Annotated in this window: 14 protein-coding genes; 3 read left to right on the forward strand and 11 right to left on the reverse strand. The window is 65.6% G+C overall.

All coding sequences use genetic code 11. From position 1 onward, the window contains the following. From U1738_RS15365 to glmM, 7 genes are all read right to left on the reverse strand, one after another. On the reverse strand, window positions 1-885 hold the full coding sequence (locus tag U1738_RS15365; protein ID WP_332789928.1) for a bestrophin family protein: 885 nt from the start codon (window positions 883-885) through the stop codon (window positions 1-3). A 76-nt stretch (window positions 886-961) separates the two neighbouring features. Next, on the reverse strand, window positions 962-2,032 hold the full coding sequence (folP, locus tag U1738_RS15370; protein WP_332789929.1) for a dihydropteroate synthase: 1,071 nt from the start codon (window positions 2,030-2,032) through the stop codon (window positions 962-964). Window positions 2,033-2,137: 105 nt separating this feature from the next. Beyond that, the gene (locus U1738_RS15375) at window positions 2,138-3,280 is read right to left on the reverse strand and encodes a site-specific DNA-methyltransferase (RefSeq protein WP_332789930.1); all 1,143 of its coding nucleotides are present in this window, start codon (window positions 3,278-3,280) and stop codon (window positions 2,138-2,140) included. Window positions 3,281-3,481: 201 nt separating this feature from the next. Next, window positions 3,482-4,129 carry a ribonuclease HII gene (rnhB, locus tag U1738_RS15380; RefSeq protein ID WP_332789931.1) on the reverse strand — a complete coding sequence of 216 codons (648 nt, stop codon included), beginning with the start codon at window positions 4,127-4,129 and terminating at the stop codon, window positions 3,482-3,484. Beyond that, entirely contained in the window at window positions 4,126-4,980 is an 855-nt protein-coding gene (thiD, locus tag U1738_RS15385) for a bifunctional hydroxymethylpyrimidine kinase/phosphomethylpyrimidine kinase (RefSeq protein ID WP_332789932.1), read from the reverse strand. Before thiD ends, rnhB begins: the two co-directional genes overlap by 4 nt. 5 nt (window positions 4,981-4,985) lie before the next feature. Further along, a complete protein-coding gene (locus U1738_RS15390; RefSeq protein ID WP_332789933.1) occupies window positions 4,986-5,210 on the reverse strand; it encodes a DUF1272 domain-containing protein in 225 nt (74 codons plus the stop codon). 146 nt (window positions 5,211-5,356) lie between these two features. Continuing rightward, window positions 5,357-6,697, reverse strand: coding sequence for a phosphoglucosamine mutase (gene glmM / locus U1738_RS15395; protein WP_332789934.1), 1,341 nt, complete (start codon window positions 6,695-6,697; stop codon window positions 5,357-5,359). Window positions 6,698-6,773: 76 nt separating this feature from the next. On the opposite strand from glmM, the gene U1738_RS15400 reads away from it, so the two are divergent. Continuing rightward, window positions 6,774-8,039, forward strand: a complete 1,266-nt coding sequence (locus tag U1738_RS15400; protein ID WP_332789935.1) for a dicarboxylate/amino acid:cation symporter — start codon at window positions 6,774-6,776, stop codon at window positions 8,037-8,039. Here U1738_RS15400 and U1738_RS15405 read toward each other — a convergent pair. Together U1738_RS15405 and U1738_RS15410 are read right to left on the reverse strand one after the other, a co-directional pair. Then, entirely contained in the window at window positions 8,001-8,390 is a 390-nt protein-coding gene (locus U1738_RS15405; RefSeq protein WP_332789936.1) for a type II toxin-antitoxin system VapC family toxin, read from the reverse strand. The genes U1738_RS15400 and U1738_RS15405 overlap by 39 nt on opposite strands. Continuing rightward, a complete protein-coding gene (locus U1738_RS15410; protein ID WP_332789937.1) occupies window positions 8,387-8,626 on the reverse strand; it encodes a type II toxin-antitoxin system Phd/YefM family antitoxin in 240 nt (79 codons plus the stop codon). Before U1738_RS15410 ends, U1738_RS15405 begins: the two co-directional genes overlap by 4 nt. 94 nt (window positions 8,627-8,720) lie before the next feature. Here U1738_RS15410 and U1738_RS15415 point away from each other — a divergent pair, with 94 nt between their 5' ends. Beyond that, a complete protein-coding gene (locus U1738_RS15415; RefSeq protein ID WP_332789938.1) occupies window positions 8,721-9,776 on the forward strand; it encodes a glycosyltransferase family 2 protein in 1,056 nt (351 codons plus the stop codon). A gap of 116 nt (window positions 9,777-9,892) precedes the next feature. Here the strand turns inward: U1738_RS15415 and U1738_RS15420 are convergent, their stop codons facing one another. Next, complete coding sequence (locus U1738_RS15420) at window positions 9,893-10,624, reverse strand: class I SAM-dependent methyltransferase (protein WP_332789939.1); 732 nt, start codon at window positions 10,622-10,624, stop codon at window positions 9,893-9,895. Between the two features lies 1 nt (window position 10,625). Beyond that, on the reverse strand, window positions 10,626-11,009 hold the full coding sequence (locus U1738_RS15425) for a GtrA family protein (protein WP_332789984.1): 384 nt from the start codon (window positions 11,007-11,009) through the stop codon (window positions 10,626-10,628). Window positions 11,010-11,194: 185 nt separating this feature from the next. On the opposite strand from U1738_RS15425, the gene U1738_RS15430 reads away from it, so the two are divergent. Then, window positions 11,195-12,946 carry an AcrB/AcrD/AcrF family protein gene (locus tag U1738_RS15430; RefSeq protein ID WP_332789985.1) on the forward strand — a complete coding sequence of 584 codons (1,752 nt, stop codon included), beginning with the start codon at window positions 11,195-11,197 and terminating at the stop codon, window positions 12,944-12,946. The last annotated feature ends 14 nt before the right edge of the window (window positions 12,947-12,960 follow it).

Below are 12,960 nucleotides of genomic sequence, written 5' to 3' on the forward strand. Positions count from 1 at the left end.
TCACCACAATACACCCTTCACCACCGCAATCGGCTCAGGCGCGGGATCGCCGATCGCCTGAAGCAGGTCGATCTCGATCGTGCGAGTCATCGCGGTCAGCGGCACGTCGTGGATGCGGCCGGCGAACGGATCGACCAGATCCTCGCCGATCTGCAGCACCGCGAGGAACATCAGCCCGGCGATCGTCGAGCCGACCGGCGTCGCGAAGCCCAAAGTCTCGACCAGGCCGATCGGCAGCAGCACGCAGAACAGGCGCGTGAAGAAGCTGGGGAAGAAGCGATATTGATTGGGCAGCGGCGTATTCTTCAGCCGCTCCATCCCGCCCTGCGCATTGGCGATATCGACCAGAATACGCTCGATCGAGGCCTGCTGAATGGTATCGATCCAGCCGTTCGCGCGCGCCTGATCGACCCGCCGCCCGGTGCCGTCGAGGATGCCGTTGGCGATATTGGTGCGCGCCAGTGACGGTGCCGCTTCGTCGGGCGAGAGGAAGCGGTTGACCTCGGCGGTCGCATCCTGCCGCCTAAGCTGGCAGCGCAACACCTGCACATAGGTGATCTGGCGCAGGATGATCGCGCGTTGCAGATCGCGCCCCTCTTCGTCGGGCAGATAGCTGCGCGCGGCGCGGGCCAGGTTGCGCGAGGCGTTGATCATCGCGCCCCACAACACCCGCCCTTCCCACCAGCGCTGATAGGCCGATGTATCGCGAAACCCGAGGAACAGAGCGAGCGCCGAACCGAAGATCGTCAGCGGCAGCGACGGCGCCTTGAAGGGCAGCACGTAATAGACGATCGTCACCGCGACATCCCACACGAAGAGCGCGATCAGCGGCTTCCACACCTCCGCCACCATATGCTTCACCCGTGGCACGGAATCTACGATCACGCTCTTTCCCCCCTTAGTTTAAGCGGCGTTTGCGCGGCCCGAACGCAGAAATAGCGTTAAAGATGCATGGCGCGAGTCATCCGCCGACCAGCGCCTGATCCTTCAGGCCGCGCCACACGCGCACCGCCTGCGCCGTTTCCGCGACGTCGTGGACGCGCAGGATCTGCACGCCGGCCTCGACGCCCTTCAGCGCCAGCGCGACCGACCCGCCGAGCCGCTGGTCCGCCGGTGCCTCGTTCGACAGCGCGCCGATCATCCGTTTGCGGCTGGCCCCGAGCATGATCGGGCAGCCGAGGCCGTGGAAGATCGCCAGCCCGTTGAGCAAAGCGAGATTGTCGGCGAGCGATTTGCCGAAGCCGATGCCGGGATCGACGATGATCTTTTTAGCATCCACTCCGCCCGCCACTGCCGCCGCGACGCGCGCCTCGAGCCAGTCGAACACGTCGGTCAGCACGTTGCCGTACTGCCCGTCCCCATGCGGCCCCTTCGCAGGATCGGGCGAGTGCATCAGGATCACCGGGCACCCGGCGCGCGCCACGATGTCCAATGCGCGATCGTCCCACAGCAGGGCCGCGACATCGTTGACGATCTGCGCGCCCGCCGCGAGTGCCGCCTCCATCACCGCACCCTTGCGCGTATCGATCGAGATGAGCGCGCCGCCGTTCGCAAGGCGCTCGATGACAGGCACGACGCGCTTGATCTCGTCGCCTTCCCAGACGAGCGGCGCGCCCGGCCGGGTCGATTCGCCGCCGATATCGATCAGCGTCGCGCCAGCCACGGTCATGTCGAAGCCGGCGGTCGCGGCCGCGGCCGGATCTTCGCTGTGCGCGCTGCCGTCGGAAAAGCTGTCCGGCGTGACGTTGAGGATGCCGGCGATGCTCGGCTGGTCGAAGCGCAGCACGCGATTCCCCAGAGTCAGTGCCGGGCGGGGTTCGGTGATCGCGGCGTGGAGTTTCGCGGCGCGTTCGTTGCCGCCGAGCGCGTTGTCGAAGTCCGCGATCGGCACGGTGCGCCGTGCGCGGCCGTCGATCACCTCATAGGCGGCGAACCATTGCATCCCCCCGGCCAGCCGCGCGACCGAGCCTTCGGGCAGGCCGATCGGGGTATCTACGAACTGGATCGGGCGGAGGTGGATATTATTCGTCATGATGATCTTCCGTCGCCCCGGCGCAGGCCGGGGCCGCTGGGTGTTGCGCGCAACAGGCGTCCCGCGTCAAACATGGCGGCCCCGGCCTGTGCCGGGGCGACGGCATTACGGCTGCGTCGCGAGCAGATAGTTCTGCCGCAGCGCATCGATCGGCTTCAGCCCATCGGGCGTCTCGTAATGCCAGAAGGTCCAGCCGTTGCACGCCGGCGCGTTCTGCAACACCGAGCCCAATTTGTGGATCGACCCCGTCACGTCGCCCGACAGCACCGATCCGTCCGCGCGCACCGTGACGCTGTAGCGGCGCTTGGCATCGACCAGCACTGCGCCTGCCTTGAGCATGCCGTTCTCCACGATCGTGCCGAACGCGACGCGCGGCGCAGCCTTGGGGCTTTGCATCGTGACCAAGGCGCTTTCGTCCAGCGGCAGCGCGGCGTCGATCCGCTCCTGCGCGGCCTCGACATAAGCGGTCTCGCGCTCGATCCCGATCCAGCGCCGGCCGAGCCGCTTGGCCACCGCGCCGGTCGTGCCGGTGCCGAAGAACGGATCGAGCACCACATCGCCGGGCTTCGTGCAGGCGAGAAGAATGCGGTAGATCAACGCCTCGGGCTTCTGCGTCGGGTGGACCTTCACGCCATCCTTCTTCAACCGCTCCTGCCCGCCGCAAATCGGGAATTCCCAATCGCTGCGCATCTGCAATTCGTCGTTCAGCGTCTTCATGCTGCGATAGTTGAAGGTGTAGCGCGCCTTCTCGCCCATCGATGCCCAGATCAAAGTCTCGTGCGCGTTGGTGAAGCGCGTGCCCTTGAAATTGGGCATCGGATTGGCCTTGCGCCAGACGATGTCGTTGAGGATCCAGTATCCCAGATCCTGGATCGCCGCGCCGACCTTGTAGATGTTGTGATAGCTGCCGATCACCCAGATCGCGCCGTTATCCTTCAGGATGCGCTTCGCCTCGAACAGCCATTCGCGCGTGAAGCGATCATAGGCGCTCAGGGAATCGAACTTGTCCCAATCGTCGGTCACGGCATCGACATGGCTGCCGTCCGGACGCGACAGATCGCCGCCCAATTGCAGATTGTAGGGTGGATCGGCGAAGATAAGATCGACCGACTTGGCCGGCAGCGCGCGCATCGTCGCGATACATTCGCCCATCAGGATCTGATCCAATGGCAGCGTGTCGAACGCGACCACCGGCGCTTCCGCCACCGGCACGGCTACGCCCTCACGGACCTTTTCGATAACCCCCATTAACCCAATCCCCGTCTGCATCGCCCCCATGTCGGCGGAGGGCGGACTCCCGGTCAAGCGAACATTGGTTAACGAAAATGCTCACCAAATCGTTAAGCATGCGGAACATTTGCGGGGTGAAGGCAGATGTTGAGTCCTGAGTTATCCACAGGCCCCAAGCGGTGGGGTGTGGCGTAAAAGACTCACGCCCCGGGATTGGCGTCAAAAATCGAGATAGGCCTGTGCGACGGGAGCAAAACTGCGCCGATGGAGCGGTGTCGGCCCATGTTCGCGCAGCGCGGCGAGGTGATGGCGGCAGCCATAACCCTTGTTCGAATGCCAATTGTAGAGCGGATAGGTCTCGGCATGCGCGATCATGATCGTGTCGCGCGTATGCTTGGCGATGATGGACGCGGCGGCGATCGACAGGCTGATCGCGTCGCCCGATACGATCGGCGTCGCGGCATAGCTCCAGCGCGGCAGACGGTTGCCGTCGACCAGCACATGGCCGGGCGTACAGCCGTCGCGAATCAGCGCATCGACGGCGAGCGTCATCGCCTTCATCGTCGCCCAATAGATGTTGAGCGTGTCGATCTCGTCCGCCTCGACGATGCCGACGCCGATCCGGGCGCAGCCGCGCAGCCGATCGTGCAGGCGGCTGCGTTCCGCGTGGCCGAGCTTCTTCGAATCGTCGATCCCGCGCGGGATACCCTTGGCCGGCAGGATCACCGCCGCCGCCACGACCGGCCCGGCCAGCGGCCCGCGCCCCGCCTCGTCCACTCCGGCGACCGGGGCGAGGCAGAGCTTTTCGTGGCGCAGGCTGGGGCGGGGGCCGGGTTTGGGGCTGGGTTTGGAGCTGGCGCGCGTCATTTGAAGTTCGTCACCTGCTGCTGACCCATCGGGCCGTGCCCCCCGCCGAAACCGGGAGCAGCTTCCAGCGCGCGGCGGACGAAGCGGATCGCGCGTTCGATCGCTTCGGGCAGCGCCATGCCCTGTCCGAGCCCGGTCGCGATTGCACTGGCGAGCGTGCAGCCGGTGCCGTGGGTGCTGGTGGTATGGATGCGGGGCGCGCTCCAGCGGGCGATCTCGCCGTTGGGGGCGTAGAGGATGTCGGTGATGTCGGCGGCGTCACCGTGGCCGCCTTTTACCAGCACCATCGTGTGGTAATGCCGCGCCAAATCCCAACCCGTTCGTGCTGAGCCTGTCGAAGCACCGCCCTCCTCAATACTGGTCGTGCCTGTGGCGCGCTGCCCTTCGACAGGCTCAGGGCGAACGGGGGAAAGGGTGGTGTGTAGAGCCGCCAGTTCCAGCAGGTTCGGCGTAACCAGCGTAGCGATCCGCATCAGCCGCTCGAACGCCGCGATCGTCGCCGCATCGGCCAGCACCGAGCCGCTCGTCGCGACCATCACCGGATCGAACACGATCGGCACATCGAGCGCCGTCAGCCGATCCGCCACGGCATGCGCCGTCTCCGCCGATCCGATCATACCGATCTTCACCGCATCCACGCCGATATCCGACACGCACGATTCGATCTGCGCGAGGACGATATCGGTCGGCACCATATGCACCGCCTGTACGCCGAGCGTATTCTGCGCGGTGATCGCGGTGATCGCGGTCATGGCGTGGCCGCCGAGCATCGTGACGGTCTTGATATCCGCCTGAATGCCGGCTCCGCCGCCCGAATCCGAACCGGCGATGATCAGGATGCGCGGGGTCACGCGGATCAGCCCTTGAAGGTGCGGACGGTCGAGGCCGGGTTGCCGGCCAGCGCCTTGCCGGTGCGCGCCGGGCGGTCCATCAATTCGCCGCCGCAATTGGGGCAGCGTTCGTCCAGCGCATCGGCGCAGTCCGCGCAGAAGGTGCATTCGAACGAACAGATGAACGCGCCGGGGGCCTGGGCGGGCAAGTCCGTGCCGCAGCGTTCGCAATCGGGGCGCATTTCGAGCATCGGGTTGCTCTAGCCGCTCCCGCCCCGTTCGTCATCCCGCCCCAATCGTCATCCCAGCGCAGGCTGGGATCTTTGTGGGGCTGGTGCTCCGCGCGCCTCGTTGAGATCCCAGCCTGCGCTGGGATGACGATTGGGGGGCGGACGACTTATTCCGCCGCCACCCGCACCGCGTCGCAGATGCGATCCACCAGCCGTGTCACCTGCGCCGAATCGTCGCCCTCGGCCATCACGCGGATCACCGGCTCGGTGCCCGAGGGGCGGATCACCAGCCGCCCGCGTCCGGCCAGTTCCGCCTCGGCTTCGGCGATCACCGCCTTGACGGCGTCCGCCTCGAGCGGCTTGCCGCCCTTGAAGCGCACGTTCTTGAGCAATTGCGGCAGCGGTTCGAAGCGGTGGAGCAATTCGCTCGCCGGGGCCTGCGCCCAGGCGAGTTCGGCCAGCACCTGAAGTGCGGCGACCAGCCCGTCGCCGGTGGTCGCATAATCCGACAGGATGATGTGGCCGCTCTGTTCGCCGCCGACATTATAGCCCTTGGCGCGCATCGCCTCCAGCACGTGCCGATCGCCGACCGCGGTGCGGATCAGGCCGATGCCCTGCGCGGCGAGGTGCCGCTCCAGCCCCAGGTTCGACATCACCGTGGCGACGATACCGCCATTCTTGAGCCGCCCGGCGCGGGCATAGCCGCTGGCGATCGTCGCCATAAGCTGATCGCCGTCCACGACATGCCCCTGTTCGTCGACCACGATCAGCCGGTCTGCATCGCCGTCCAGCGCGATGCCGAGTTGCGCGCCGCTCGCCACCACCGTCTCGCACAGCAGATCCGGCGCGGTCGATCCGACGCCGTCGTTGATGTTCTTGCCGTTGGGCGAGACGCCGAGCGTGATCACCTCCGCGCCCAATTCCCACAAGGCGGAGGGCGCGACCTGATAGCCCGCGCCATTGGCGCAATCGACGACGATCTTGAACCCGTCGAGCGTCAGATCCTCCGGGAAAGTCGATTTGGCGAAGTGGATGTAGCGGCCCTGCGCATCGTCCACCCGCCGCGCCCGCCCGATGGCGGAGGGCTGGGCCAGCGCGATATCGCCGTCGATCAGCGCCTCGATCGCCAGTTCGTCCTCGTCGCTGAGCTTGTAGCCGTCGGGGCCGAACAATTTGATCCCGTTGTCGCCATACGGATTGTGGCTGGCCGAGATCATCACGCCCATGTCGGCGCGCATCGATTGCGTCAGCATCGCCACCGCCGGAGTAGGCATCGGCCCGAGCAACACGACGTCCATGCCGACCGACGTAAACCCGGCGACCATCGCGTTTTCGAGCATATAGCCCGACAGGCGCGTATCCTTGCCGATCACAACGCGATGACGATGATCGCCACGCCGGAAGTGTGCGCCGGCCGCCATGCCGACCTTCATTGCCATCGCCGCAGTCATATTCGCGCCGTTGGTGACGCCACGAATGCCGTCGGTCCCGAAATATTTTCTTGCCATTGCCCGGCTTCCCGTCCGCTATATCGGCGTGTTCTGACGCCGTATCATTGTCATACCGCCATATCGAAGGATCTGCATGTCGCAAGCCACCCGTATCCTGCTCGCGCTGATCGTCGGGCTGATCGCCGGCATCGCGCTGGCCGCGTTCGCGCATGACAATGTTGATGGCGTGGTGCTCGTCGCGCAACCGATCGGTACCGCCTGGCTCAACGCCTTACAGATGACGATCGTGCCTTTGGTCGTGGCGCTGCTGATCACCGGCGTTGCGGCGACGGCGGAAGCGGCGCAGGCCGGGCGGCTCGCTGGCCGGGCGATCGCGATGTATGTCGTGATCCTGTTCCTGTCGGCCGTATCGGCGGCGATCCTGACCCCGTTGTTCCTGGAGATCGTGCCGCTGCCGGTCGATTCGGCCGCGGCGCTGCGCGCGGCGATGATCGGCGCGGAGAAGATCGGGCCGATTCCGCCGCTGGGCGAATTCATCGCCGCCGTCATCCCCTCCAACGTGGTCAAGGCGGCGGCGGAGAATGCGTTTCTGTCGCTGATCATCTTCTCGCTGATCTTCGCTTTCGCGATGAGCCGGGTGGCCGCCGCATCGCGCACCCTGCTCGTCGCCTTCTTCACCGCGGTGCGCGACACGATGCTGGTGGTGATCGACTGGATCCTGTGGATCGGGCCCGTGGGCGTGTTCGCGCTGGCTCTGGTGGTCGGCGCGAAGGCCGGGACCGGCGCGTTCGGCGCATTGATCCATTACATCCTGACGATCGCGGCGGTCGGCCTCACCATCTCGCTCTGCGCCTATCCGCTGGCGGTGTTCGGCGGGCGGATCGGGCTTTCACGCTATATCAAGGCCGCGCTGCCGGCCCAGGCGGTGGCGGTCAGCACGCAAAGCTCGCTCGCCTCGCTGCCGGCAATGGTCGAAGGCGCGAGCGAGATGGGCGTGCCGGTGACGACCTCTGGCGTGACGCTGCCGCTGGCCGTCGCGATCTTCCGCGCGACCGGCCCGGCGATGAACTTCGCGGTGGCGATCTATATCGCGATCTGGTTTCAGGTGCCGCTGTCGCCCGCGACGCTGGCGGTGGGCGCAATCGTGGCCACGCTGACGTCGCTCGGCTCGGTCAGCCTGCCCGGCACGGTCAGCTATGTCAGCGCGATCGCGCCGGTCGCCTCGGCGATCGGTGCGCCGGTCGCGCCGCTCGGGTTGCTGGTGGCGGTCGAGACGATCCCCGATATCGTGCGTACTTTGGGCAACGTGATGATGGACTTGGCCACCACCGTCACGCTGGCGCGGCGCGGAGGTGCCGCCTCAATCCCAGAGGCGACGGACGCCGAAGCGATCGAATAAGACTTCGTTGGATACCAGTTGCGCCTGCTCGATCTGCGCCTGCGCGATCAGCAGGCGATCGAATGGGTCGCGATGCGGGATCGGCAGCGTGCCGGCGATTTGCGCGTGGCGGAGCGATACCGGCAGCGTTTCGAAGCGCTGGGTATCGAGATAGCCTGAAAGATCAGCGAGCAACGTGCCGGCCTCGGGCCATTTTCCGAGATGATATTTGGTCGCCATTTCGAATGCCGACACCGTACTGACCAGCACGATCGCTTCGGGATCGCCGATCGCTCGCCGGGCCGCCTCACCCAATCTCGGACTATCTTCGAACCACCAAGCCAGCGCGTGCGTATCGAGCAGGAGTCTCATTCACCTTCCCACAGTTTCAGCTCTTCCTCCGACATCGGATTGAAGAAGCTGTCGGGAATCGAAATCTTGCCCTTCAGCGCACCCGGTACGCGCGGCTTCTTCGATCCGTTCTCCACCGGCACCAGCTTCACCTGTGGCTTGTCGCCGCGCGCGATAACGATGTCCTCGCCGGCCAGCGCGCGCGCGACCAAGCTGGAGAGGTGGGTCTTCGCCTCGTGCATCTTCACGGTCGCCATCGGACATCTCCTTAGCTAAATTACATAGCTAAGCTGATCGCCAAACACAATCTCGCAAGTGACGCCGCGTGACGAGCGCGCTATTGCAGGTGGCATGAACCGTCCCGAGCTGTCCATCGTCGTCCCCTGCTACAACGAGGCCGCCTGCCTCGACCTCCTTCACGCGCGGATTTCCGGCGCGGCGCGCGCTGCGGTGGGCGAGGATTACGAGATCGTCTTTATCAACGACGGATCGAAGGACGACAGCTGGCCGGCGATGCAGCGCCTGGCCGCCGCCGACCCCCGGCTCGTTGCGATCAATTTGTCGCGCAATCACGGCCACCAACTGGCTCTGACGGCGGGGCTAGACCTGTGCGCCGGGCAGCAGATCCTGATCATCGACGCCGATTTGCAGGATCCGCCCGAACTGCTCGCCGAAATGCGCGCGACGATGGCGGCGCAGGATGCCGACGTCGTCTATGCCGTGCGCCGCAAGCGCGAAGGCGAAACGGTGTTCAAGAAGCTGACCGCCGCGATCTTCTACCGCATGCTGGACCGGCTGACCGATACGCCGATCCCGCTCGACACCGGCGATTTCCGCCTGATGAGCCGCCGCGCGCTGGATGCCTTCCTCAGCCTGCCGGAACAGGCGCGCTTCATTCGCGGTATGGTGGCGTGGATCGGCTTCCGCCAGGTGCCGTTCCTCTACGACCGCGCCGAGCGGCATGCCGGCGAGACCAATTATCCGCTTGGCAAGATGATCCGGCTGGCGTTCGACGCGGTGACGGGATTTTCGACCGCGCCGCTGCGCTTCGCCAGCCATGTCGGCCTCGCGCTGACCGGCCTGTCGGCCTTGCTGTTCGTCTATATCGCGATCGGGTTCTTCAGCGGCAGCGCGGTGCAGGGCTGGACCTCGACGATGCTGATCGTCGTTGCGATCGGCGCAGTGCAGATGTTCGTGCTGGGGATGATCGGGGAGTATCTCGGGCGGCTGTATGTGGAATCGAAGCGGCGGCCGCTCTATCTGGTATCGGACATTGCCGGGCCGGTGCAGGGAACGGCGACGCTTGGGTATCGCGCGGAGGCGCGGGTGGTGACTAGCGTGCCGCCGGGGCCGGTGGAGGCCCTGGTTTCGCGATCCGAAACGGGGGCGTCCGTTCGTTCTGAATAAACCCGTCCTGCCGTCATCCTGACGAAGGTCAGGATCTATCGCGCCTCACTAGCGATCGTCCGAATGGAGAAATGGGTCCTGACCTTTGTCAGGATGACGGTAGCGCGTGGGGGACATCACCCCTTCGGCATCGCCAGCGTGATGATCGACACCCCCGGCGACATCGGCACGCGGCCGACCAGATGCCGTTCCATGCGGAAGATCGTCTCGAACAGGCTATTCACTACCTTGGGCGGAGGCGAATCGTCGCTGTCGTCGCGCCCGGTCATCCGGCCGAGCAGGCGCGCGGTGGCGGCGAGCGGGAAGAGCAGGGAATTGAAATAGCCGAGTTTCCTCGGCTCCAGCCCGGCCTTGCCGATCGCCGCGATCAGCGTCTTCTTGGAATAACGCCGGTGGTGGTGATTGACCACGTCGTGCGCGCTCCACAGCCATTGGTGCGCGGGCACGGTGATCAGGATCTTGCCGCCGGGCTTCAGGCAGCTCGCCATCGCCTTCAGCGCCGCCACGTCGTCTTCGATATGCTCGACCACGTCCAGCACCGCGATCAGATCGTAGGTGCCCCGCTCCACCCCCGGCAGGATCGGCAGCGGCGCGGCGCTCACTTCGCGACCGAGACGCAACGACGCGATGTCGCGCGCGGCCGGATCGATCTCGATCGCATCGACCGCGCCGAAGCTTGCCAGCATCGGCAGATTGTGCCCGGTGCCGCAGCCGATCTCGAGGATACGCGCCTGTTCGGGCAGATTGCCCTCGCGCGTCAGATAATCGGCGAGGATGTCGCGGCGGGCGCGATACCACCAATGGGTGGAATCGTGTGCGGCCATGCGATCGTAGACAATACGGTCCATGTCAGCCGAACACCCATTGCCGGTTGAGCGCGAACGTCGCGATCGGCGTGACCAGCACGACCGGGATCAGCGGCACCCAGTTCGGCTGATGGAAATGCGCCGTCAGCACCCAGGTGAAGGCCGCGTTCAGCACCAGCCCGAAGCCCTGTACCGCGATGAACTTCGCATGCTGCTTGCCGCTAGTGTCACGCGTACCGTGCCCCTTGAAGCTCCACGCGCTGTGCAGGAAGAAGCCCGCGATCACCGCCACGGCAAAGGCGATCGGGACGGCGAACACCGCATGATTGGGGGCGAAGACATGCGCCGAAAGCGGCAGGTACACTGCGGTGTAGATCGCGGTCGAGATCACCCCGGCGATGGCAAAACGGATCAACTGGCCGAGCATTCCGCTCGCCCGCCCCCGCTCCAATATCGTTTCGAACTGTCTGATGATCCCGGTCACGCGTGTCTTGCCCTTTACGCGGGCCGCACTAGAGCGCGGACGAGGGCGAGGAAAGCATTTTGAACGACACCGTAAAATCCGGCGTGCAGTTGCGAGACGAACTCGATCACCACTGGCTGCGCCTGACGATGATCGCATGGGGCCTGCTCGTCCTGTGGTATCTGTTCGATCGCTGGAATTCGATCCACTGGCTGTCGCTGGGCGATACCGACGACAATATGCGCCTGGCGCAGGTGCGTGCGCTGCTCGACGGGCAGGGCTGGTACGATCTGCGCCAATACCGCCTAAGCCCGCCCCGGGGCTTCGATATCCATTGGAGCCGCATCGTCGACCTGCCGATCGCGGCGATGATCCTGCTGCTGCGCCCGTTCGTCGGCACGGGCGAGGCGGAGCGGCTGGCATGCGGGATCGCGCCGTTGCAGCCCTTGTCGATCGCGATGCTCGGCCTCGCCGCCACGGTCCGGCGGCTCGTCAGCCCGGTCGCTTGGCCGCTGGCGATCGTGTTCCTAATCGGTGCCACCGCAACGATGCTGATGTTCATGCCCGACCGGGTCGATCATCACGGCTGGCAACTCGCGATGCTCAGCCTGACGGTCGCCGGCCTGTGCGATCCGAAACAGGCGCGGGGTGGGGCGATCGTCGGTTGCGCCAGCGCCTTCTCGCTCAACATCGGGCTGGAAATGCTGCCTTATGCCGCGATGGCCGGCGCGATCATCGGCTTGCGCTGGGTATGGGACCGAGCCGAGGCGCAGCGGCTGATGATCTATGCGCTGACGCTCGCCGCCGGGAGCGCGATCGGCTTCGTCCTGTTCGCCTCCAACGCCAATCTGGTGCTGCGTTGCGATGCGCTGACGCCCGTGTGGCTGAGCGTGATGGTGGTCGGGGGGGCGTTGCTGTTCGCGATGGGGCAGTTGAACCCGGTGGCGCGGTGGCAGCGGCTGGTGCTGGCGCTGATCGCCGCCGGAATCGTCGGTGGCGGGTTTGCGTGGTTGTTCCCGCAATGCCTCGGGCGGCCCGAACAGGTTTCGCCGGAACTGGCGCGCACCTGGCTGGACAACGTCAAGGAAGCGAAGCCGGTGTACCAGCACCCGTTCCGCATGGCCTTCACGATCGTCGCGCTGCCGGTGATCGGGATCATCGGCGCGGCCCTCGCGACGTGGCGCGCGCGGCGCGCGCCCAATATCACCGGCTGGGTGCCGGTATTGATGTTCGTCACGTTCGCCGGGCTGATGCTGCTGTGGCAGACGCGTGCAGGGCCGGCGGCGCAAATGCTCGCGGTGCCGGGCGCGGTGGCTCTGGCCTGGATCATCCTGCCGTGGTGTCTGAATTCGAAATCCATGCTGATCCGCGTGTTCGGCACCGTGATCGCCTTCATGGTCGTGTCGGGCATGTTCGTCGGATACGTTTTGAAGCCGATCGATTTCACGCTGTTCGGACACCGCTTCGCCTATCAGGTCGCGCCGGCGAGCAAGAGGACCAACACGGTCAACCGCTCGACCGGCCTGTGCATGACGCTGCCGGCGATGCAGCCGCTGAACCGCTATCCGAAACAGACGATCATGACCTTCGTCGATCTCGGCCCGCGCCTGATCGTGCTGACGCATCACAATGCGGTGGCAGGGCCGTATCATCGCAACGGCGAACAGATTCTCGACGTGCAGCACGCCTTCTCGCGCACGCCGGAGAACTTCCGCGCGATCGCACGGAAATATGGTGCGACGATGCTGCTGGTGTGCCCGAATATGGCCGAATCGACGGTCTATCGTGCGCGCAATCCGGGTGGCTTCTACGACCAGCTGGCGCATGGGAAGACGCCGGATTGGCTGGAGCAGTTGCCGTTGCCGGCCAAGTCGCCATTCCGGTTGTGGCGGATCAGGTAAGGCTCGAACGCTTT

It is taken from the genome of Parasphingomonas caseinilytica (genome assembly GCF_036663755.1).
Classification (GTDB): domain Bacteria; phylum Pseudomonadota; class Alphaproteobacteria; order Sphingomonadales; family Sphingomonadaceae; genus Sphingomonas.